Source organism: Planctobacterium sp. R6 (genome assembly GCF_055755215.1).
Genome location: NZ_JBVTQY010000006.1, coordinates 108,446 through 132,072, shown reverse-complemented (window position 1 = coordinate 132,072; position 23,627 = coordinate 108,446). Strand labels below are relative to the sequence as shown.

General features: G+C 46.8%; 21 protein-coding genes. 10 read left to right on the top strand and 11 right to left on the bottom strand.

The features are described 5' to 3' along the window. Positions 1-382 precede the first annotated feature (382 nt). Complete coding sequence (locus AC0J20_RS06295) at positions 383-1,162, top strand: glucosaminidase domain-containing protein (protein WP_473021039.1); 780 nt, start codon at positions 383-385, stop codon at positions 1,160-1,162. A 101-nt stretch (positions 1,163-1,263) separates the two neighbouring features. Here the strand turns inward: AC0J20_RS06295 and AC0J20_RS06290 are convergent, their stop codons facing one another. The 5 genes from AC0J20_RS06290 to AC0J20_RS06270 are packed head-to-tail and all read right to left on the bottom strand — an operon-like array spanning position 1,264 to position 9,348. Beyond that, positions 1,264-1,899: an MlaC/ttg2D family ABC transporter substrate-binding protein gene (locus tag AC0J20_RS06290; protein WP_473021038.1), complete on the bottom strand. Its 636-nt coding sequence runs from the start codon at positions 1,897-1,899 to the stop codon at positions 1,264-1,266. A gap of 30 nt (positions 1,900-1,929) precedes the next feature. Continuing rightward, the gene (locus AC0J20_RS06285) at positions 1,930-2,400 is read right to left on the bottom strand and encodes a hypothetical protein (protein ID WP_473021037.1); all 471 of its coding nucleotides are present in this window, start codon (positions 2,398-2,400) and stop codon (positions 1,930-1,932) included. Between the two features lie 44 nt (positions 2,401-2,444). Then, the gene (locus tag AC0J20_RS06280; protein WP_473021036.1) at positions 2,445-6,242 is read right to left on the bottom strand and encodes a translocation/assembly module TamB domain-containing protein; all 3,798 of its coding nucleotides are present in this window, start codon (positions 6,240-6,242) and stop codon (positions 2,445-2,447) included. After that, complete coding sequence (locus tag AC0J20_RS06275) at positions 6,239-7,981, bottom strand: autotransporter assembly complex protein TamA (protein ID WP_473021035.1); 1,743 nt, start codon at positions 7,979-7,981, stop codon at positions 6,239-6,241. The genes AC0J20_RS06280 and AC0J20_RS06275 overlap by 4 nt, the downstream gene beginning before the upstream one ends. Before the next feature lie 29 nt (positions 7,982-8,010). Continuing rightward, positions 8,011-9,348 (bottom strand): magnesium transporter, encoded by a 1,338-nt coding sequence (locus tag AC0J20_RS06270; protein ID WP_473021034.1) that lies wholly within the window; start codon positions 9,346-9,348, stop codon positions 8,011-8,013. 396 nt (positions 9,349-9,744) lie between these two features. On the opposite strand from AC0J20_RS06270, the gene AC0J20_RS06265 reads away from it, so the two are divergent. From AC0J20_RS06265 to AC0J20_RS06245, 5 genes are all read left to right on the top strand, one after another. Beyond that, a complete protein-coding gene (locus AC0J20_RS06265) occupies positions 9,745-10,527 on the top strand; it encodes an RMD1 family protein (RefSeq protein ID WP_229530748.1) in 783 nt (260 codons plus the stop codon). A gap of 84 nt (positions 10,528-10,611) precedes the next feature. Continuing rightward, entirely contained in the window at positions 10,612-11,517 is a 906-nt protein-coding gene (rimK, locus tag AC0J20_RS06260; RefSeq protein ID WP_229530747.1) for a 30S ribosomal protein S6--L-glutamate ligase, read from the top strand. Between the two features lies 1 nt (position 11,518). Then, positions 11,519-12,556: a succinylglutamate desuccinylase/aspartoacylase family protein gene (locus AC0J20_RS06255; RefSeq protein ID WP_473021033.1), complete on the top strand. Its 1,038-nt coding sequence runs from the start codon at positions 11,519-11,521 to the stop codon at positions 12,554-12,556. Continuing rightward, a complete protein-coding gene (locus AC0J20_RS06250; RefSeq protein WP_229530745.1) occupies positions 12,553-13,002 on the top strand; it encodes an ATP-dependent zinc protease family protein in 450 nt (149 codons plus the stop codon). Before AC0J20_RS06255 ends, AC0J20_RS06250 begins: the two co-directional genes overlap by 4 nt. A gap of 60 nt (positions 13,003-13,062) precedes the next feature. Then, on the top strand, positions 13,063-13,947 hold the full coding sequence (locus AC0J20_RS06245) for a universal stress protein (RefSeq protein ID WP_473021032.1): 885 nt from the start codon (positions 13,063-13,065) through the stop codon (positions 13,945-13,947). Between the two features lie 122 nt (positions 13,948-14,069). Here the strand turns inward: AC0J20_RS06245 and AC0J20_RS06240 are convergent, their stop codons facing one another. Both AC0J20_RS06240 and AC0J20_RS06235 read right to left on the bottom strand, forming a co-directional pair. Beyond that, the gene (locus tag AC0J20_RS06240) at positions 14,070-14,642 is read right to left on the bottom strand and encodes a hypothetical protein (protein WP_473021031.1); all 573 of its coding nucleotides are present in this window, start codon (positions 14,640-14,642) and stop codon (positions 14,070-14,072) included. A 135-nt stretch (positions 14,643-14,777) separates the two neighbouring features. Beyond that, positions 14,778-15,719: a hypothetical protein gene (locus AC0J20_RS06235; RefSeq protein WP_473021030.1), complete on the bottom strand. Its 942-nt coding sequence runs from the start codon at positions 15,717-15,719 to the stop codon at positions 14,778-14,780. 73 nt (positions 15,720-15,792) lie between these two features. On the opposite strand from AC0J20_RS06235, the gene AC0J20_RS06230 reads away from it, so the two are divergent. From AC0J20_RS06230 to AC0J20_RS06215, 4 genes are all read left to right on the top strand, one after another. Further along, complete coding sequence (locus AC0J20_RS06230) at positions 15,793-15,918, top strand: hypothetical protein (RefSeq protein ID WP_473021029.1); 126 nt, start codon at positions 15,793-15,795, stop codon at positions 15,916-15,918. 119 nt (positions 15,919-16,037) lie between these two features. Then, entirely contained in the window at positions 16,038-16,301 is a 264-nt protein-coding gene (locus tag AC0J20_RS06225; RefSeq protein WP_473021028.1) for a hypothetical protein, read from the top strand. Positions 16,302-16,469: 168 nt separating this feature from the next. Then, positions 16,470-16,766: an antibiotic biosynthesis monooxygenase family protein gene (locus tag AC0J20_RS06220; protein ID WP_229530740.1), complete on the top strand. Its 297-nt coding sequence runs from the start codon at positions 16,470-16,472 to the stop codon at positions 16,764-16,766. 170 nt (positions 16,767-16,936) lie between these two features. After that, positions 16,937-18,034 (top strand): diguanylate cyclase domain-containing protein, encoded by a 1,098-nt coding sequence (locus tag AC0J20_RS06215; RefSeq protein WP_473021027.1) that lies wholly within the window; start codon positions 16,937-16,939, stop codon positions 18,032-18,034. A 54-nt stretch (positions 18,035-18,088) separates the two neighbouring features. On the opposite strand, the gene AC0J20_RS06210 is transcribed toward AC0J20_RS06215, so the two are convergent. The 4 genes from AC0J20_RS06210 to AC0J20_RS06195 form a co-directional block, all read right to left on the bottom strand. Continuing rightward, positions 18,089-20,269, bottom strand: a complete 2,181-nt coding sequence (locus AC0J20_RS06210) for a xanthine dehydrogenase family protein molybdopterin-binding subunit (RefSeq protein WP_473021026.1) — start codon at positions 20,267-20,269, stop codon at positions 18,089-18,091. After that, positions 20,269-20,736 (bottom strand): (2Fe-2S)-binding protein, encoded by a 468-nt coding sequence (locus tag AC0J20_RS06205; protein ID WP_473021025.1) that lies wholly within the window; start codon positions 20,734-20,736, stop codon positions 20,269-20,271. The genes AC0J20_RS06210 and AC0J20_RS06205 overlap by 1 nt, the downstream gene beginning before the upstream one ends. A 409-nt stretch (positions 20,737-21,145) precedes the next feature. After that, complete coding sequence (locus tag AC0J20_RS06200) at positions 21,146-22,105, bottom strand: alpha-E domain-containing protein (RefSeq protein ID WP_473021024.1); 960 nt, start codon at positions 22,103-22,105, stop codon at positions 21,146-21,148. Positions 22,106-22,108: 3 nt separating this feature from the next. Beyond that, entirely contained in the window at positions 22,109-23,554 is a 1,446-nt protein-coding gene (locus AC0J20_RS06195) for a circularly permuted type 2 ATP-grasp protein (RefSeq protein ID WP_229530735.1), read from the bottom strand. Positions 23,555-23,627: the final 73 nt, after the last annotated feature.

The window sequence follows — 23,627 nt, the reverse complement described above, 5'->3', positions numbered from 1 at the left end:
CAGTTTTTCTGTCACTGTATATGGGTATTGCTGGTCAGGGTTTCTTATTGGCACGGGCCTTTCACAACAAAGCCCGGCAACCCAGCTATTATTAATAGCACAAACATCAAATAAAAAGATGATTCCTGGATACCAAATCGCCACTTCTGTTGCCGCACAATGCCCCAGAAAAGTCATTAACCCGGTTAATATTCGATACGCTCTGGTCACACAAATCTGACAATTACCCGTTCTTATTCCATACTTAGGGCATGGTTGATTGTGCCAGAACTACGCGGTTGAGATCACTTTTAAACAAAACTACCGCGGGCATTTAAAAACTTGTGATCGCAACCGGCACAATCGGCGTATCAAGATCAGGGTAAGTCTAAAAAGGTCCTATATGGTAATAACAAAAAAGTCCTTTCTCATCACTATACTGGTAATAATAGCTATCGTTATCGCATGGTGGTTATCCAAAGAACCCGCCGTACCACCGGCTCCCCAATTCAAAGAATTTGCTGCTGGCCCTGAACGCAAGAAAGCCTTTTTTGATTACTTTCTGCCCATTATCAATGAGGAAAACAGAGAGATTCTGGCAATTCGGGAACATTTAATCAGCGTCCGACTCAATCAGGACTATTCCAGAAGCGATATCAGTGACATTCAGGAACTTGCCGAAAAATACTATCTGCAAGATTTTGACATCGACAATGATGACCACTGGCAAACACTGCTGCGGCGCGTAGATTATGTTCCCCCGTCACTGGCCCTGGCGCAGGCTGCAAATGAAAGTGCCTGGGGTACCTCGCGATTTGCCACAGAAGGCAATAATTATTTCGGTCAGTGGTGCTTTTCACAAGGTTGTGGGTTGGTTCCCAATAACAGGACAGCAGGCAGTAAACATGAAGTAGCCGCTTTCGACGATGCCAGAGAGTCAGTTAACCGATATCTGCTAAACCTCAATCGCCATGATGCTTATTTCAAGCTGAGAAAAATACGCGAGTCCATCAGAGAGAACGACGCCCCTTTGCGTGGTCCGGCCCTGCTTCCCGGATTGGAGCGCTACTCTGAAAGGGGTGAACATTACATGGAAGAACTTAACGATATGATCCAGTTTAACAAACTAAGCCGCTATGACGCTCAGTTTATCGTGCAATCCGCAGAGCCCGAAAAAGAGTGAATGTTCGGGGGTATCAAGCTTTTAAAACCCAATCAGGCCGCTACAAACAGCGGCCTGACGAACCGTTAACCAGAGCGTGAATAGCTCAACTCAGAGCTGCCTTAGCCCTCTACCTTTTGTTTCAGTGTTTGGGTTAATCCCGGCAAACCTTTTTGTCTTAAAAGAGGAGCAAATTCAGAGCGTTTGCTTTGCACCAGGCTAATTCCCTCAACCACCAGATCATACGCTTTCCACTGACCTGATTTGTCCAGTCGCAACTTAAATTGCATCTGTACGTCTGGCTTTCCCTTTTCCTTAACATGAGCATTAATGCTGACTTTGTCCTTATTTTGGAAATCTCTGAGCGGCTCGAATAACACCTGTTGATCATTATAATAATTCAGGGAAGCGGCATAGGTGCTACTCAGGTACAATTTAAATATATCCAGATAGGCCTGAATATCACTTTTCTCAGAAGAATTCGCACTACTACCCAGCACCAGTAACCCGGTGTAAATATGATCAACATGAGGCAACAGATACTGCTCGATAATGTTTTCCAGATCTTTTGGGGCAATCTCGCCTTTTTTCCTAAGCAGTTTAATTTGCTCAAAGGTATCATTCGCTACCTTTTCAATAAACGCCGTTGGATTTGGCGGAGATTGTTGCGATGATTGTTGTGCTGCGGCCTGACCGTGACTGAACAATCCGGTCACCACCAGGGTCAGGAAAAATGTCCATTTTAAATTTAATTTCATATTTAACTCCAAAAAACAACGCGTTGTCAGTTATAACAACGCAATAGCGATATCACCAAAACCCCAGATCAGCGTACCCACCACCAGCAGAAAAAATTCCAGGGTGCCCGCCTGAACCTTAATGGAGGTTTGCAAACTTTCTTCAAGGTCATCGTACTGTTTAACAACGCGATTAATTTCTTCGTCAGCGAATTCGGGGGGTGCCTGCATCAATCTTAACTTGCGCCGGGTTTTCGCCAGGGCAATGCGCTCCTGCACCAGCAGACGGCTGCGCAACAGTTGCTCCTGAAAAATTCCGCCAAATCCGGAGGCAACCCCCAACACCACTATCAGGCTGCCGGCGCGGGAGAACCACTCATATCCAAGCCACTGAAGGTGACTCAGCCAGATACCAGTAAGAGCCAGTATTAAGGCAATCAACAACACCACGACCTGATAAACAGCACCATGAATTTGCCCTTTCATGTGAATTAATGATTTATCTCCGGACAGATCAGCCAAGGCTATGCTCCCCTCGACAAGGCATTGATGTTGTACACAGACATTCAATCATCATTTTGTTTTACCTCACCCTCAGGTTTAGGATCATAATTAAACTCGTAAAAAATATCGAAAGCATTAGACAAGCCACTTACCGCTTCCAGATACAATTGTGGTAACAACTGATAACGCAAGGAAACCTCGGAAATCGCATCAAACACGCCAACGCCGTAGGCAATTTTAACATTGGGCGCAATCGTGCCACTCACTGCAACTTTTGAGCTATCACCTTGCCCTTCCATCGCCAGGCTGAGATCCTCGACACCAAAGCTTTTACCGATTTTAGAAACGGCGCCTTCAGATTTGTTTAATCCGTAACTAAGCAATACATTGGCAAACACCGATTCCTGCGACGCGTTGCTTTTAGCTCCAAGCGCTTTACCTGATAACAAGTAGGATAGCGCTTGCGCCTGAGACATATCAGGGTTGGAAAATACGGTCACTGTGGGCTGTCTGGCGGCACCTTCCACTCTTAACCCGGCAATGACATTGTCTGAGGTAACTTGTGGATCACGAATCGCTTCCAGCGATAAACTGGGGTATTCCAACGGACCATTAAACAACAAATCTCCCTGTCGAATGATGAGGTTTTGGCCATACGCTTTGTACGTGCCATTTAACAGCGACACTTCGCCGTTGGCGGTTAACGTTTCCCCGCCATTGAGTTGCAGGTTGCCGGTCAGGGACGTAGTCAGTCCAAACGCTTCCAAATTGACACTTTTTTGCTTTTTAGGATCAACAAACAATGCCAAATCCAGCACCAGCTTTGGCCCTGTGGTGGCGTTTTTGTCTGGACTATCTGCGAACACAATATCGGCAGATGGCCGTTGCGCGCCCTCTGGTAAGGTTTTAATTTTTACACTCGCTTGCGGCACATTAATTTTGCCAGACAGTTTTAGCAACGATTCAGACAGCGACAACTCGATATCAGGAGATACCTTCAGATTAACCATTAAATTATCATCGTACTCCAGCGCCTCACCTTTGAGTTGCATGTGAACATTCCAGTCCTTCTGCCAGGTGACATCGGCCTGAAGTGAACCAGCGCCGCTGCCCATTTTAAAGTCGCCGGATGAAGTTACCGTCTGACCGTCAAATATCAGGGTTTGTGACAGATCGTGCACATTGATACCTAACTCCCGGCTCAGTACCCGTCCCTCCAGTAATCTGGCGTCTCCGGTAAAGGCGAGATATTGGTTATTCAGTTTGGCGGAAATATCTGCATTGATGATGCCTTCCAGTTGTTCCACCTGGGGTACCAGGTATCCAAACGGGGCTAATTTAAATTGCTCTATGCGGGTTGTCAGACTGGCTTCATCTACACCGATTTGAGAAAAGTCAGCAGCAAACGGCATTTGCCCGTTAAATCTAAAAGTGCCTAAGCCATCACTGAGTAACGTAGATTCAGCAATGATACGTTGGTCTTTTAATGCCGCCTTGAGATTCAGGGTCTGAATGAAAAACAGCTGTTCCTCATCGAACAATTGCCACTGTTCAGGAGTAAAATGTGCTTCATAATCCAGTGCCGTTAACTGATTATTTGACAACTGCGCCTGAAAATTAAAATTCAGCAAACTGTCACTTTTTAGCTTGCGCAACAATCGGTGATTACCTTGCAACCAGTGAATAAGTGGCAATGCCTTTCCGTCAATATCAAGCTTTGCCGTATTCTCAAACCAGTTTAATTGCCTGATACAAACAGCGGCATCCTGTTTGTGCAGCCAGCAACCGGCACCCAGACGATATTGCTGATTTTGCCAGTCAAGTAATAACTCCGTCTTGTTTTCCAGAGCAAAAGTGATGGCATTGCGCGATACCCGACTGTTGAGAAACGCCCCCTGCCATTGAGTTTCAGATAGCCTTCCCTCCAGGTTCGCTGCCACCTGCAGCCAGTCAGAGTCCAGCGCAAACTCAATCTCGTGGCGGGCAGCATCACCGGTGGAATTCAGCTGTAAATCCAGTACTAGTTCGTCACTGAGTTTCAGTTGTTTTGCATCAAGTGTTAACTGGAAAGGGCTTGTCGGAGCCCAGGCAAGCGCAATTTCTGATGTAAAACTTTGCAGGCGATACTGCAAGTAGCGAAGCTGTTCTCCCTTTCCTGAAAGCGACAATTGTGGTCGTTGCAATGGTCCTTGCATCTGAACCTCAGCAACGACACTTCCCGCTATATCGGAATGAAAACTCTGCAGATGGATTAGATTAAGCTTTCCGCTGAGCTGAAGTTGTTTATCGGCACTCAATATCGCCTGCCCGTCAATGTGGTTTTCGCCCAACTGAAACGCCAGATTGTTGAGTTCCGTGTGGCCGTCGGAAGCATAGCGATATTCACCCGTCAGCCTTGCTATATCTCCTTGCCATGGCACAGCTAATTGTAATTGCTGGCCATCTACATCAAATTGGTTACCGGTTACGTTTATCTGTAGCTGACTCTGTGCAGATAACGCTGTATCCGGTATCGGGAAAAAAGCACTCAACGCTATGTCGTTAGCCTCCATGGCCAATTTGATTTTTGGATTATTCGCCAGGTGAACGTGTCCGGTGGCCTGCACACGTCCTTCTGAGGCCAGCAATGCAATTTGATTGATCGCGATGTCACTGAGGTTGCCTGACAAATCTAAGTCCAGGGACACAGGTTCCAGTAATGCCTGCTCCAGGGTACTGTTGGCCCGCACATAAAACTGCTGCAAATCACCTTGCAGCACCAGACTGGTATCGTGAAGCAGTGTATTTCCCGGTAATTTCAGGTTGGCGAAGTGGGCCTGTAATTGCAGCGGCAAGTGTGCCGATGTTAATGAGGTTTGCAGCTCTACTTCACCATTGATTGCGATGTCTGACAGCTCTCCCTGGCCATTGAGCTTCAGGTTTAATTGCTGCGGTGCGCCGCTTATCGTTAATGCCAGCTTTCCGGCTGCGCCGGTTAACTTTAAATCGCCATCCACCTGCCAGTTATCACTGGTTTGCACTGTACCGGTCAGGGAATAACCGGCCATGTTCAGGCGCAGCGCCTTTAGCAACAGTTGTTGCGGTGTGATGCTCAGTTGTGCCGCAACAGAAGTCAGCTGATATTGACTGACATCACCACGAAACAGCTGTACATCCTTGAAGGATAAGTCGTTCACTGTCGCCCTTACAGGAACAGATAACCCAGGCAATGTCAGCGGGGTATATTGCAGCTCAGCCAATTGCTCCAATTGCGCCTGCAGTGTCAACACGGTTTCAGGTTCAGATTCCGGCAAATACAACTTCAGATCCTCTGAGGTCATTTGGCGAACCACTAATTCCCGGTAAAAGCGAAATCCGGCTGCAACAGAGTGTACCTGTACTCTGGGCTGACCATCTAAACTAAGCGACAGCTCTTTTAAGCTGAATTGCTTTACTAAAACGGGCAGTGGTAACTGCAGTAGTGCTTGTGATGATGAAGGGTCTGCCGGAATCGAGGTTTGTGCACTGGCGGACCCGGTCGCAATCGCCACCTCAAGCTGTTGCAGCGCTAACTTGTCGATACACACCTCGAAACGCAACAGACAGGCTGGTTGCAGATCCAAGCTCAGTTGCGCCAGCGCCAGCCTGTTACCGGACTGTTCCAGTTCAACACCATTAAGTGTCAGCTCGCCAAAAATACTGCCATTAATTTCCGACACCGTCACCTGCGGTACCTGTTGCAGCACTGTCCGGATGAGGAAATTAGCCCCGGCTGTGGTGTAAGTTAAAAAGCCTGTTAATGCCACGAGCATCAAACTGAGCAGCAGTACAATTCGCACGCTTAGGTAGCTGTGTCTGAGGATAGATTGCCAGTTAATCATAGTGCTGGCCCTAAAGAAAAGTGCAGTCGCCAGGTGGACTCTTGCTCATTGTTACCACGAGCAATGTAAACCCTTAACGGCCCCACGGGTGTTACCCAATGAACGCCCGCGCCCACCCCGGTAGCGACATTATCAAACCAGGACATACCGGCATTACCGGCGTCAGCAAACAGTGCCAATCGCCATTCGGGTAACACATCAAACGTGTACTCTAGTGTTGAAGTGTACAGGTATCTTCCCCCTAACAACTGCCCTTCAGCATCGAGCGGTGCTAAAGACTGGTAACCAAAACCACGCACACTTTGGTCACCACCGGCAAAGAAACGCAATGACGAAGGCACTTCGTCAAAATTATTGGTGGATAAGGCCCCCAATTCCATTCGCCAAAAAAAGCGATGTTGCTGATAAGTTCTGAGCCAACGGGTTTGCGCTACAACCCGCACCAGGTCAAGGTCACTGGCAAGTGCCTTGCTGGCCCCTTCAACAGACAGGATCTGTCTGTCGCCCCAATAGGGATCCAACTCCCCTTTATTGCGAAAACGACTCCAGGTATAGCCCGGCAACAACAAGGCCGTGGTAATTTCATCCGCGTCTGCCTGACGGAAGGTTTCCCTGTCGTAGCGCAGTTGCGCCACGCGTTGCCAGCCTGAATCCGGCTCCAGCCAATGGCGCTTTGCAGCCACCGATAAGGTGTTACTCTGCGTATCGTTGTCATCGGTATGTTTGAGTCCAAGCTGCAAACTGACAAAGTTTTTCGCCGGATCCCGCAGAGGAATGCGATAGTTCGCTTCTAAGGATTGCTCCACCATTGAGGCAAATAGTTCTGTTTCGATGCTATGCCCGGCTGAGTTCAACCTTGAACGTTGCCAGCCAAACCTCACCCGTGGTCCGGTATCAGAGGATATACCTCCACCGACATTAAACTCGTGCAGCGGTTTGAACTCATAAACCACTTCCAATGGCACCTGGAAATCCTCCGACTGAGGCACCAATGGCCGCACGAATACACTTTCAAAATACCCGGATCGTTTCAGTTGCTGACTGAACAGGTTCAGCTTCAGCGCATCATATTCTTCACCTTTGATAATGGGATTTAACCCGGCGATGAGTGCCGCGTCGTTCTGATTAGCGATTGTCACTAAGTCGCCAAACCGGTATCGGGTTCCCATGCGCAGCTGCAAACGGATATCAGCCTCGATAAAATTACTGTCAACAATGACCTCATGCTTTTCAAAAGCAAAATCAAAAAAGCCTTTCAGTAACGCTGTACTGGTTACTTCTGACTTCCATTGCTCATAGCGTTTATGATCGAATCTGTCACCGGATTTAAACGGGAAGCGGGCTAAAATGTCCGTCAAAATGGCTGTTTGCTGTTGCACTTGTTGTGAATTGAGTTCAATGTGCCGCACTGTTAACGCCGGGCCTAACTCCAGGGTCAGTCGCCAGCGCCCACAATCCTGTTCACTGGCGGGCTGTAAATCCTGAATTTGCGCCAGATAATAACTCTTGCTTTGCAATGCGCTGGTGATGGCAGCATAGACCTTTTTTCGGTAGCGATTACTCAGCACGCATTTTTCCGGTGCCGGAAAGACACTCAGGTGAGCATTAATGTTGCTGAGTACATTGTCAGGTAGCTTTTGCTCAGACGTTACTTCAATCGCGTTGCTATAACGGATCTGACAACAAACCAAAACCAAAAAGGCAAACAACACCGGCTTGCCCGAAAAATTCAATGACATATCGCTGAAAACGTCCTAATACTCAGTCGCTACAATAAAAATAATGTGCCCAATCCCAGGAAGGCCACAAAACCGACAATGTCAGTTACCGTGGTCAATATTACGGAGCCGGAAAGCGCCGGATCAATTTTAAGTTTATCAAGAATAATGGGTAACGACACACCCGCCAGCGCGGCAGCGATGATATTGAACAAAATAGCCAACGCAATAACCAAACCCAACAAGGGATCAGAAAACCAGAAAAAGGCCACAATTCCAATAACAACGGCCCAGATTACGCCATTTAAGCCACCGACCCGCAATTCTTTTTGTAGCAAAGCGTTTCGGTTGCCACGGGTTACCTGTCCAAGTGCCAGTCCTCGTACAATCAGAGTTAGTGTTTGACTACCGGCAATGCCGCCCATGCTGGCCACGACCGGCATCAACACCGCCAGCGCGACGACCTGTTGCAAAGTCGCCTCAAACAGACCGATAAACCAGGAGGCCAAAAACGCCGTTATCAGATTAATACCCAACCATACAGCACGGCTTTTTGCGCTTTTTCGCACCGGCGCAAACAAATCTTCGTCCTCGTCCATACCCGCCGATGACATCACCTGGCGCTCATAGTTTTCATTAACCAGTTCACTGGCGGTGATCATGTCTACCCGGCCCTGCAGCACATTGTTACTGTCAACCGCTGGCAATGCCATATAGCCAGCCCGCTGCACTAACCGGGAGGCGTTTACACTGTCATCATCCACTTTTACGACATCAATATATTCTTCAGAAATTTCCACCAATGGCAGGTGTTCAGGCGCACCAAAAACACTGGTCAACCTTACGGCCTCGGTAAAATGACCGGCGCGATTCACTAAAAATATGCAATCGGTAAGATCGGGAACATTGCGTCGAATCAGGCGCAATGCGTCACGCACTTTGGCACTGATAGGCAACACTAAAACTTCGTGACTTAACCAATGGCCTATCTGGTTGTCGGCGAATAAGCTGGCGTCCTGAAAATACTTGCGCTGCTGTTTATTCATCACCGACAGCGCACTTTCTACTAACCTGTCAGGCAGGGAATCGGCCAGTTCCAACAGGATTTCAGCATCCATATCGGTAAACAACTGCTGCCACTCGTCATTCTCAGTGGCATCGATCAGTACTTCCCGCGGATCGCCACGCATGGCAACCAGCACATCTATTTTTTTGTGTCTCGGAACTTCATTCCAGACAGCCAGACGCTGTTCTACCGGTATTGATTCCAGTAGTAATGCGATATCCGATGCATCTTCCTCAAGCATGATATGGGCTACAGAGTCAGTTTCACCGGTCAGGGGTGCAGCCACCACTTCCTGGATTAAATTAGGTAGCGGATCTGTCATGCTTAGTCCTCTATAATGTCATTATTAATCAATATGATAACAATCGTACAGGGCACCACAACCAGAGATTCCGAACTGTGTGTTCACATTCTGCCAATTGCATTGCCTGAAAAACTCACGAAGCCCCTTCGGGCTGGAAATTCCCGTACCTCAGTGTTTTATGTAAGGACGAGAATTTTACAGTAAAAGTCACAAATTTCTCCTGCCAGATGTGACTTAGTGACCTGTATTTCAGTCTACAGGGTTAGATTTAATGTAATTCCCTGTTTGCCATTACATTGAAACTATAGGCTATCTGAGATTAATCCTGTCGACTAGCAGCGAACAAACTGAAAGCGTAGAAATAATTAAGATAGTAATCAAGAACTTAACTATTACTAGCGTAGAGAGTTTGCAATGAATACAGAACAACACCAGGTCAGCACTAAACTGCTCGGCCACAATATTGATTTACAGGCTCTGAAAGCAAAATTGCACAAGAGTTTTGTTATCCACCAGTACCGTGATGCCTTGTACATCGCGTATCACGGCAGCACTGCCTTTGTATTTGACTACGGGGTGATCTGTGCCTGGAAAATGAAAGAAGAAGATAAAACTCAGTTGCTAGTCAAAGTCCTGAGTTGTACCCAGAATGGCACAGACGATCACGCCTGGGAAAACTTCCATTTCAAAGTGGAGCAGAACGCCAGTTTAATGGTCAGAGACGATGAGATCCGCCTACCCGACGACGACTTGCTGACCTTGCTTGCCGTCAGTCATGGGCTGGCACAATCTGAAAAGCTGGAACAATTTGAAGTGTTAGCGGAAAAAACCATCCGTGAACATTCTCACCTGTCTGAAACACTGGCCAAAACCGGCAAGATTCCGCTGTCCCGCAAGGCTCTTGCAAAAGCCAGAGGAAGCCTTTTCCAAACCCGTAACGATATCGTATTACGCTTTAACCTGTTGGATACGCCGGAGTTCTTTTGGGAATACCCTGAACAGGAAGCCAACTATCTGCAAATTTCACGCTATCTGGATCTGCAACCCAGAGTGGAGCTGCTGAACCTGAAACTCAGTACCATCAATGAGCTGTTGGAAATGCTGGCATCAGAGCAGAATCACAAACACTCCGCCTTTTTGGAATGGATCATTATCTACCTGATCGCAGTAGATATTATTTTATATTTTGGTCATTAAGAACGAGAGCGTGTTGAATTTTGCGGTACAATTTTGCAGCAAAGAACAACACGCTCTGTTAAAAGAATAATCAAGGACAACCACTTGAAAATAGCAATTTTATCGCGCAATGAGCGACTGTACTCTACACAACGATTGAAAGAGGCCGCACTGGCGCGCGGCCATACTGTGGATATCATTGACACGTTACACTGTTACATGGATATCACATCCAGCCGCCCTAAAGTGCGCTACAAAGGGAAAAACCTGCCTCAATATGACGCCATTATTCCGCGTATTGGGGCATCCATCACCTTTTACGGTACCTCGGTGGTCAGACAGTTTGAAATGATGGGCAGCTTTTGTGTCAATGAATCAATTGCCATCAGTCGTTCCAGAGACAAATTACGTTCATTACAACTTTTATCCCGAAAAGGTGTAGGCTTACCGCGAACCGGTTTCGCACACTCGCCGGATAACATCAAAGATTTGATTAAAAATGTCGGCGGTGCGCCGGTGGTTATCAAAATCCTTGAAGGAACTCAGGGCATCGGTGTAGTACTCGCTGACTCGGAAAAAGCCGCAGAGAGTATCATTGAAGCTTTTATGGGTATTAAAGTTGATATCCTGGTACAGGAATTTATCAAGGAAGCAGGCGGTGCTGACGTTCGCTGTTTTGTAGTCGGTGGTAAAGTGGTTGCTGCCATGAAACGCCAGGGCAAAGAAGGCGAGTTTCGTTCCAATCTGCATCGCGGTGGTACCGCTGAGTTAACCAGGTTAAGTAAAGAAGAGCGCGCGACCGCAGTTCAGGCTGCCCGGATCATGGGATTAAATGTCTGCGGTGTCGATTTGTTGCGCTCTTCTCACGGCCCTGTTGTAATGGAGGTAAACTCGTCACCGGGTCTGGAAGGTATTGAGACCTCTACCGGGAAAGATGTCGCAGGACTGGTTATTGAGTTTATTGAAAAAAACGCCAAACCACACAACAATAAAACAAGAGGTAAAGGCTAGCATGACAGAACCTTTAGAAATCGGTAAGACCCTGATTAAACCCGGCTCCAGAGTAAAACTGGAATTACCGGCTGCCAGGCTTTACACGGACACAGAAATTTCCATTCCGGTGGAAGTGATTAATGCCCGCAAACCCGGCCCCGTGGTGTTTATCAGCGCGGCAGTGCATGGCGATGAACTCAACGGCATAGAAATCATCCGGCGCCTGCTCACAATGAAGTCTTTCCGCTTGTCTAAAGGGACTATCATTGCCGTACCAATCGTAAATGTTTACGGCATGCTCAATCAAAGCCGTTACATGCCTGACAGACGTGACCTGAACCGGAGTTTTCCCGGTTCCGCCAAAGGGTCACTGACAGGTCGACTGGCGCATTTGTTTTTATCGGAGATTGTCAGCAAATGCCAGTATGGTATTGACTTACATACCGGGGCGATTCATCGCAGTAATTTTCCTCAGGTCAGGGCAAATCTGAATGATGATGAAACCATGCAATTGGCCCGCACCTTTGGTGTACCGGTTGTATTGAATGCTGACATTCGCGAAGGTTCATTGCGTGAGGCCGCGGCGTCAAAAGGTTGTAAGGTTCTGCTTTACGAAGCCGGACAGGCGTTGCGTTTTGACGAGTTGTCTATACGGGCCGGATTAAAAGGCGTGCTTAACGTATTGTCTCATCTGGGTATGATACGCAAACGCAAACCGTCGAAAACGGTAGAACCATTTGTTTCCAACCACAGTTTTTGGGTCAGAGCCACCAGTAGTGGTACAGTAACAGACCGAAAACGCCTGGGTGATCATGTCAACAAAGGTGATGTACTTGCCGAAATCTGCAGTCCGATAGGATCTGCTGTCGATATTTTAAAAGCACCTAATAGTGGTGTTATCATCGGCAAGCAAAATATCCCGCTCGTACAAGAAGGTGACGCCATGTATCATATTGCAGACTTTGAAACGCCCAGTCAGGTAGCTGAACATATCGAGCAGTTGCAGGATGATTTATTACCGCAATCTGATAACAACATAGTGAGTCAGGACCTATGAGCAATAGCGAACTCCCCCAACCTCTTACCGACAAAGTTGTGATTGGTGTCGCAGAAAAAATCGACTTGCCAGAACTTGGCCTAACTGCCATTGCGACCCGAATAGACACAGGCGCAAAGACGTCAGCATTGCATGTTGACCACATCGAAATCGATGAAACTGCCAAAAAAGTTAAATTTTGGTTTCATCCTGATTTTCACGACGTTGAAAAGACCATTAAATGCGCCGCACCGTTACACGACGTGCGCTGGATAAAATCCTCTAATGGTGAAAAAGAGCGTCGTTGCGTGATAAAAACACCGGCACAATTGGGTAATTTAACCTGGGATATCGAGTTAACACTTACCGACCGCTCTATTATGAAGCACCTGATGTTGTTGGGGCGGGAAGCCCTGGAGCAACATTTTGTCATCGATCCTTCCGATGATTATTTAGCCGCGAAATGAACGCAATCGCAGCTTACCTAACATCAATATCCGTCACTATTTTCAATTGCGAGTAAGGCTATGGAACAGACACCCTCCTCTTTAACCGCCAACATCATTTGGTTGGTGGATGGTAAGCATACAATTCATCCTGCCGTTGAAGACAAAGTTGTCAAACTGGCGAAACTGCATCATGCCACCATCAGCATTGTCTTTGATAATCGGTTACGGGCCCGCGAACGCCATTACTGGTTTATGTTTGATAAATCGGAACAGGCGGAACAGACCTGGATTAAAGAGCAGGAGGAAAAACAGCAGCGCATTCAGGAACGAATGAAACAGGAAAACCTGGCATTTAACTTTATCGTGCTGGACAAACCGAATTACATGGAGACGATCGAAGCCTGCACACAAGGAAAGAAAGACAACCTGTTACTTATCCAGGATGAGCAGATAACTGAGCGTCACCCGATTTTCCAGGACCTCGCGAATTTGCAGTGCCATGTTTTAGTCATGCAGCCCAAAGCGTGGAACAGCCAAACCAGGCTCATTGGCGCGGTAGACCCATTACACGAAAACTCCCGTCCCGACGATTTGGATTTTATTATCTCGAAGAAAACCCGCAACCTGGCCAAGTTACTCAAATCTGAGTGGGTTATTGCCCATGCCTGTCATGTGCCGGCATCCTTTATTCAGTACAAACACAAAATATCCACATTACATCGACAGGGACTGGATGATTTTATGGAGCGCATTGGGGCGACTCCGAAACACGCAGTACTACTAAATGGATTACCGGAAAAAGCCCTGACAGACTGGGTTAACAAACAAGACAGTGACATTTTGGTGATAGGCAATGTAACCCGAAACATGTTGCTATCGCACCTGGTTGGCAGCACCACTATGGCACTGTTAAATAATCCCCCCTGCGATATGTTGCTCATCAAGAGTCCCAGGCACAACTAACTTATCACCTGTAACTTAACCTCACCGCTTAACAATGGTGAGGTTTAGCCTGGTCCAGACATGAAAAACGGATGGCTTACTAAACTAACGAAGTAGCAAGAATCAATGATGTCTTAAAAATTTTAATTTTGCTCTTTTGATGAAAATATTGTGTTTGCTTCAGCAACTAGTTCCCAGTTATCAGATTTATACACCCAGCCTTTCCATAAGTTGGCCTTTTCGTGCCCCATAATAAAAAGAAAACCATCTGTATCAGCTAAATGTTGACTGATCCTGCTTGAAGAAATTATCGAATGTAAGTTTTCCAACATACTGAATTCTGCTTTTTCACTGCGAGGGTAAGACACGACGACTTTTAGGTCACAATTTATTAGCAATAGATGTGATACTTCTTGAAAAAGACCACTATAAAAGTCATTTTCATGCTCAAAGGCAATACGAATATCTGTGAGATAGCATCCAGGGCTGTACTCTTGTATTAAGTCTTCTTCACGATAAAAAACTGAATCAATATTATGAAAATCGCCGTTAAAGCAAAGTAATCCTAACCGCTCGGAAATATCAACTACGATAGAATTTTCATTTTTAATTACCAAACTTGTGAGTTTTGTATTACTCCAGTTTTGTTTGACTTCGTCATTTCGGTGCCGAATAGTATCGCACCATGTTTGGTAAAACTCTTTTGCTGTTATCATGATACCTCCTTGCAATATATCGTTGTTCCCATCTGACCATATCTATGGATATGGCTTAAACTATACATTAACGTTTTTCAAATTATAAATCTCGGTTTAATCCGATATGCCAACCCACTAAAACACCCCACTTGGTTAAATCTTAAATTTCAGGCCCAGTTGCAGGCGTTTTTGTCCTTCGTTTAGTTCCAGCTTGCTGAACCAATCCCAGCCCCATTGCGCTATCAATTCGCCTTCCAGTTCGAATGTCAGGGCATGGCCGAAGTCGACGAAGTCTTCAGTCAGTTCAGCTCTGGCCCCAAAACTTGCATCGACATAGCTGTAATACAGAAAATAATCCATTTGATAATTAGGGATTGGCATTGGACCTTCCAGGCTCATTACGGCTTTAAGATGGTTATTGTCTGTGCGATCTACCAGCTCCATAGCCACAATATGCTCACCTGCAACCTGATAGCGCAACTCTGCCCGGAAGAAGTCTTCATTTAGCATACGTTCAAGCCCCAATTCATAACTCAGCTTGTCGGTTATTCTGGCGCTTAGCTCAAACTCCAGATAATCAATGCGGTTTATCGCGTGAAAGGCATCCGGGCTTTGGGTGTGGGCTAATTCGCCAACCACTATTTCGACTTTATTGTGAGCAGAGACATCCCTGACATGCCGAATTCCGGCAATCCATCCGTCTTTTGACAATCCGGTTGAAGAAACACGGCCTTTATAAGTTGGAATAGCGCCCAATTCAGTTTTGCCGTATTGGGACTGATGTCGCAGATAAAAGCGTCTCAGGTAAAAGCGATGATTTTCATCGGCACCGAAGGTATTGTAACTGGAGGAAAACTCATCGCCAGTTACCGCAAAAGCATTTACCGACCAGTTTTCAATGAAACTCAGTTGCGGATAAAAACGCACGCGGTATTGGTATCTGGGAACCTTATCCGAACGGAAATCGGCACGAGTCGAAATGTCTAAACGAGCGTTCAGGCCTTGCGGCGTCGCATCATCAGAGAATACCGAAAAAGACGCACCAATCCCTGTAACCAGTACCCATATTAAGCGTATGGCATGGCTTGTAATCATATTATCTTGAACCTGTTAACAATGAATCTGGTCTTTCAGCCGGAGTATAATCGTACGAACTGACCCAGTTAAAATGGCATTACTCCCCCAATTTTACATTCCGGCTAAATTCACCCTACATGCTATTGATGACAAAGAGTTTACCGCGAGAGGCAAAGCAAAAAGCAATGTTGATACCGAACAATTTATTCAGGCATAACGTTCTGTGAAGGAATATGAAGCAAAAATGATTCTCGATGGTAAAAAATAGAATCCATATTATCTGCACATTTTGTTGCGATAACAGCCCCATTAACTATCGGTACATAGGACACAACAATGGCGTCACTGGCAAGTTTTAATGTAGATGGCACTGAGTATCATATTTCCAATGAGAACATGGATATGGATCTGTTAAAAACTCTGTTTAAAAAAGTCATCAGTACTGACAACGCTCCGGTGCTGGAGCAACTTTGCCAACGTCAGAGTGTCAATGACGATTGGTTTGAAGCCTTACTGGCACAATACACCGCCGCGTTGAAACACAGCCACAGCGAAAGCCTGAGCGACAATGACGATGACGAGCTGTTAAATTCGCTGTAGCGCTATCTACTGTTCTTTTCAGATATGCAACGGCAATAGCGCGGATGAGCAACACATGCGCGTTTCATCTGGACGTTTTCATGTTGCGCCCTCATAATTATTACCACCTTTCATATGTTAAGCTTAGAGCCTGTTGATCTTTGCTCAAAATAGACTGAACTAATTTCTATGTACGCCGTAATTTTTAAAGCCAAAACTGGCGCGCAAGACGCACAATATTCAGAAACCGTGGCACTGATGAGAGATCTTGCGTTTGCGCATTATAATTGTCAGGACTTTATCGCCGTCACTGAAGGTCAACAGGAAATAGCAATCTCCTATTGGTTGTCAGAGCAGGACATCAAAGACTGGCACAAAGACAGTCAACACGCGGTAGCTCAAAAGCTGGGCCGGGAAAAATGGTACACAAGCTACATTGTTGAGGTGGTTGAAATCAAGCGCCGGTATCAATTTGGTGACGCTTAACTCGTGTAATTGTTCAATTATCAGCCAAACGACTTGATTATCGGCGCTTTTTTATTACTCACACTGCACATTTTCACCACAATTAATTACACTTTGTTACATCTATGTAAATCTGGCCTCCCTTTTTGAAGCGCACCGACTTTTTGTTTAGAAGTAGCAAACATCACAATTTGCCCAAAGATGTTGAGTGGCAGCTTACTCAGGATTTTTTCCGCAAGGCCAGTACCAATACGCGTCCTTTAATGCTGGGCGCCATATTGTTTGCTTTAGCCGCCTATTTTCAACAGGCAACACCCTCTGGCATCTTGATTTGGTTAGCGGTGCAATTTCTATTGGGTATCGTGTTACACCTGCTGACGCGTCAATATCGTTCTCCTAAAATCAACAATCAGCAACTGCTTCGCTTCATCTTTGCTCGAATTATTATCGGTGTTTTAATTGCCGCCATGTTTGGCTGCTCATTGTTTTTGTTACCCGAGGAAGGCATGAGCAGTGGCGCTCCCATTTTAATTTTCATGTTAATGATGATCGCCATCATTACAGTGTTTCGTTATGCCATGCTGCCCATGTTTTCAAATGTATTTTTGATCAGCCTGGTATCGCCACAACTACTCTTTTTTGTACTCTACCCAAGCAGTTTACACCTGACCTTTTTGGTTTTAGTACCAACCAGCATTATTTTAGTGGTACATCTGGGCAACGTGCTCTCCCAGGCAAATCGCGAAACCATTTCCCTGAATGCCAAACTCAAACACGAAATTGAGGAACATGTAAAAACCAAAAAATCGCTGGAAGTCATTGCAATGCAAGACCCGTTGACTCACTTGGGAAATCGCCGGCAATTTGACAATGCATTGCAGGCGGAACTTCAGAGATTTAAACGCTACGAACGTAGTTTCAGCATTTTTTATGTGGATTTAGATAACTTTAAACCGGTTAATGATATGTATGGTCACGATGTGGGTGACCTATTGTTAACCGACCTGGCGCAACGCCTGAAAACCTCAATGCGGGTAACAGATACGGTGGCACGTATTGGAGGTGATGAATTCGCCATCATTGCGCCGGGTATCGCCGAACAAACTGACATAGACAACATGATCAAAAAACTGGAAAGCGCGATCACCGAACCATTTCAACTGGATACTGTTCACCTGGAAATCAACGCCAGTATTGGCTGGGCAAATTGCCCTCAAGATGGCTTAGATAAAGAAGCATTATTAAAGGTAGCTGACATCAGAATGTACAAGGTAAAAAACAATCGGTGACAGTGAGCATGACTGAGCATCACACACGCTGCCACCGATAGCCCGGATTGATTCTCAGACCAGTCTGTTTCCTATTGGCAGTTTGGTCACCGCTTTACCTGTCACACTGCGAATCGCATTGGCTACTGCCGGTCCAATTGGCGGCGTTCCTGGTTCACCCACTCCCGTAGGAGCAACATCAGATGGCATAATAAACACCTTGATATCCGGCATTTGATTAATGCGCAGCGGCGTATAGTCATAAAAATTGTTTTGTACTACTTTTCCACCATCCAGGGTAATTGCCTCACCCAGAATAGCGCTGAGCCCGTAGCCTATACCGCCTTCCATCTGTGCAACGATCACATCTGGCGTTACTGCTACACCACAATCCACTGCACACCACACCTTTTCGACCTGATACGACTTATCGTCATTCACTTTTACCTGCGCCACCTGAGCAACAAAGCTGGCAAAAGATTCGTGAACAGCAACCCCTAACCCCGTTCCCGCGGGAAGTGCGCTGCCCCAGTTGGACTCCGCCAGAACCTTATTTAACACCGCCAAATGCCTTGGATGCTCCTTGAGCAATTGCTGACGCAATGTCGCCGGATCCTGTCCTGCTGCATGTGCCACTTCATCGAAGAACACTTCAGTGGCATAGGCATTGTGACTGTGCCCTACTGAACGCCACCACAACACCGGCACGCCCGCTTTGGCTTCGTGCCCGTCAAATTTAAAATTGGGGATCTGGTAGGGTAAATTTGCCCCACCCTCGGCGATTGCAAAATCTAAGGGCCCGGTAATAAGCCCCTCAAACGGGGTACCCCGTAATATGGATTGCGACACAATCCGATGATGCCAACCACTTATCCCGTTTTGTTGGTCGATGGCAGCGCGAAACTTGTGGAAAGCCATAGGGCGATAACGGCCAGCTTTGATGTCATCTTCGCGTGACCACTGCATGCAGATTGGTGCAGCGCCATTGATGGCCTTGGCAATAACTACCGCGTCCATGACAAAATCAGAATCAGGAACCGCACGACGACCGAAACTGCCTCCGGCAAACTGGGTGTGTACAAAGACTTTTTCAACCGGTAGCCCTGTTACCTGCGATGCCACATATTGATCAATACCTGGGATCTGCGAACCGGTGTAAATGTGACAGGCGTCTTTTTGCAAATCCACCACACAGTTCATGGGTTCCATGGTGGCGTGAGACAGATAGGGAAATTCAAATTCCAGCTCTACTGTTTGCGCTGCCTCAGCAATCGCCTTTGCAAAATCTCCGTCATTCCTGGCAACCGCACCGTCAGTTTCGGCCAATGCTTTAAAATCAGACCACAATTGAGTAGAACTGCGGGTCTCCGCCTGACTGTCATCCCATTCAATCGTCAAAGCCTGCTTGCCCTGTCTTGCTGCCCAGTGGTTTTTCGCGATAACCGCGACACCCCGAGGTGTGGTGATCACTGACTCAACCCCCGCTACAGCCCTGGCTTTGTCACTGTTAACACTTTTAAGCGTTGCACCAAATTTGTCAGGACGTGCAATAGCGGCTACCAACATACCCGGCAAACGCACATCAATAGTATAGTTGGCCTTGCCCGTACTTTTCTCTTTGCTGTCAATGCGGGGCACCGACTTGCCTACCAGCGTAAATTCTTCCGGTGTCTTAAGTGTTGGTTTTTCCGGTGGCGCAATTAACGCAGCGGCTTCAGCCATATCACCGTAGGTGGCCTTCCTGCCAGCCGCCGTTAGCTGACCATTTTCAGCTACCACTTCAGACTCTGCTACAGCCCATTGTTTTGCTGCAGCAGCGATTAACATTGCCTTCGCAGCAGCGCCCGCCTGTCGTAGTTGCATCCATGAATTTGCAATAGAGGTTGAACCGCCTGTGCCCTGATAGGGTCCCCAAAACAAATTGTTATAACGCTGAGCGTCGGCCGGAGCGAACTCCCAACGCATTTGTGCCCAGTCCGCGTTCATTTCCTCGGCGACAATTGCCGTTAATCCCGTTGTAACGCCCTGGCCTTTATCGAGATGCTTAATTACAACGGTAATACTGTTGTCTTTCGCAATCTTGATAAAATGCCCCATTGCAGATGATTGCTGAGCTTCTGCGCTCGCCGCGTGACTAAAAGACAACCCAATACTAAATCCAACCCCTGAAATAGCAGAGACTTTAAGAAATTGGCGTCTGGATAATTCCGGTGTCGCAACAACACTGTTGTCATTTTGTGCTTGTGCCATTTTCATTATGAAACCTCCTTCGCCAGGGTATCTGAAGCTTCGTGGATAGCAGCCCGGATACGGTGATAAGTTGCACAGCGACAAATATTGCCTTGCATCGCCATATCAATATCTTGGTCATTGGGCTGTTTATTGTTTTCCAACAGCGCGGTCGCTGACATGACCTGGCCTGATTGGCAATAGCCACACTGCACTACGTCCAGTTTTTGCCATGCCTGCTGAATAGCTACAGCCGCTTCGGAGTTTAATCCCTCGATTGTGGTCACACTGGCACCGTTCGCCGCAGCCATTGGCGTTGAGCAAGACCGCACTGGCTGTCCATTGAGATGCATCGTACAAGCGCCGCACATACCTACACCACAACCAAACTTACTGCCGGTCAGGTTTAATTCATCTCGGACATACCACAACAGTGGCATATTGGGATCACCCTCATAGGTGACCTTGTCACCATTTAATTCAAATGAAATCATGATAGCTCCGGAGCACAAGGCTCAGTGTTTTAACAATGAAGTAGCAAGGAGTTTTAAAAAGTATTGCAAAGGTGAGTTTTTTAGCAAGTATTGCCCCCCTTAAAACGCTGTAAATTCCACCGTTTTGTAGGATTGTGCATCAGGCAGATTTAAAAAGGCATGCGCAGCAAAGGTCGGTTATGGTCAACAGACGGCGTCCACCATCAATACCCGCTTTACCCCGGCAAATTAACTGGCTTCTCAAAGACGGTTGCCCTCTGCACGACAATGTTTAAGCAAAGTGTCAACACACTGTAATTAGTGTTTACTTTAAACAGCAATGCGCTTTGCACACTTTTACGGCTAAATCTTCGGAAAAACACACCGGGCCAGCCATACCACAGGGCTTAACCCGGATTAATCGTGTCATTTAGGATTGAGACTGAGATTGCTGTGTAGCGATCATGCCGGATAAAAAGTAGTGTTCATTAACAGCATTGTGCACTTTGCTCAGCTCCAGTTGAATGTCATCAATAACGTCATGTAAAGCTTGCTGCCTTAAATTCTGCACTTCCTGTTCTGCGACACGTCGTTTTACCTTCATCAATTGCCTGAGCGGCATATCATTGCGGGGTAAATCCGCCAGTCGCTCACCAATGTCATTGATGCAAAACAGAATAGAGCGTGGGAACGTCTCGCTTTGCATCAGGAAACTCAGCACCTGTGCCCGCTTTACTTTCACGTTCATGTTTTGCCGGTACATCTGATAGGCATCCATCGACTTTAGTACACTCATCCACTGAATATTCTGAAAGGGTTCACTTTCTTCTTCATTCACCAGGTTCGCTGAGCGAACATCCACGATACGACTGGTCATTTCTGCCCGTTCCAAATCGCAGCCCATTCGGAAAAACAAATAGCTTTCATCGTGATTCAGAGAGCCTTCTATCAAGCCATAAAAAGACTGTATACGGAAAATCACTTCCTCGAGATAAGCGAAACGGCGTTTTTTGTTGACCCCTTCAGCGACATTTTCTTTGCCAAAATGGTACAGTGAATTCAGGCGCTCCCAGGCTTCTCTGGGCAATATATCTCTGACGGTGCGGGCATTTTCTCTGGCCGCCCACAGACAATAATTTAAGCTAACCTGACTGCTTTCATTGCGCTCCAGTAAAAACTTCATCACGGTGCGCTCATTAAAGTTACTGTGCACAGCACAATAGGCGTCGCGCTCACCAACGATATCGATCAGCGGCTCCCAACCTAAACTAACCCCTTTGGGCAAGTCCAGTAACAGGTTGTTGTTGACGTTAATCAGACGCGCCATATTCTCAGCACGCTCCACATAGCGCGCCATCCAGTAAATGGTTTCTACAACTCTTGCTAACATGGCTTACTCCTCCTCCACAATCCAGGTATCTTTACTTCCACCGCCTTGCGAGGAATTCACTATCAATGAACCTTTGCGCATTGCTACGCGGGTCAGGCCACCCATGGTCACTTTGACGTCATCACTGGAGAGAATAAAGGGTCGCATATCCACATGTCGCGGTTCCGCATTGGTACCCACTAATGAAGGCACCGTGGATAAATTCAGCGTGGGCTGTGCAATGTAATTGCGTGGATCGGCCTTAATCAAGGCCGCAAATTTATCCTGGTCTTTTTTGGTAGACATAGGTCCAATTAACATGCCATATCCACCGGACTCATTGGCCGGTTTCACCACCAGTTTGTCGAGGTTTTCCAGCACATATTTTTGCTCTGACTCATTCATACAACGATAGGTTGGCACGTTGGGGATGGCCGCTTCTTCACCCAGATAATACTTGATGATTTCCGGCACCCAGGCATACACCACTTTATCATCGGCCACACCGGCTCCGGGCGCATTGGCTAATGCCACATTGCCCTTTTTCCAGGCGCGCATAATTCCCGGCACCCCCAGCATGGAGTCAGGATTAAAAGCTTCGGGATCTAAAAACAAGTCGTCAATGCGACGATAAATGACATCCACCCGCTGCAATCCTTCAACGGTGCGCATATAAACGCAATCGTCATCATTAACCACCAGATCGCGACCTTCCACCAGTTCGCAGCCCATTTGTTGCGCCAGGTAGGCATGTTCAAAATAGGCCGAGTTATAAATGCCCGGCGTAAGTACCACTACTTCAGGATAATCCAACGGACGCGGTGAGATGGCCGCCAGCATATCAAACAGCTGTGAAGGGTAATCGTCCACCGGTAGGATAGACATTTGCTCAAACATATCCGGAAACACGCGCTTCATGACTTCGCGGTTTTCCAGCAGATAGGATACCCCTGAAGGCACACGCAAGTTATCTTCCAGCACGTACATGGTGCCGTCACTGTCTCGCACTAAATCAGAACCACAAATATGCGCCCAGATATTCAGCGGTGGCCGGATACCTACACACTGCTTGCGAAAATTCACAGATTTCGCCAGCAGTTCCGCCGGAAACACCTTGTCTTTGATGATTTTTTGCTCGTGATATATGTCATCAATAAACATATTCAGAGCTTTAACCCGCTGCTTGAGGCCGTATTCGATGTTTTGCCATTCTTTTTTGGGCATCACCCGCGGGATCACATCAAATGGCCAGGCGCGATCAATAGAGCCACCTTCGTGATAGACCGTAAAGGTGATACCCATTTCTTTGATGGCCAGATCCGTTGAATTTACCACCAGCGCCAACTCTTCGTCCGTTAATGACTCGAAATACTTAGTCACCTGTTTCGCACACTTTCGGGGCTTCCCCGCAGACTTCATGAGTTCATCATAGAAGTTCTGGGTGTCGTACTTATCCCAATTAATCGCCATCAAACCACCTATTTCATTAATGTTTTTCTGTCAGGTACAATTTAAGTATTGCAGTAATCTCTCGCTTTGCCCA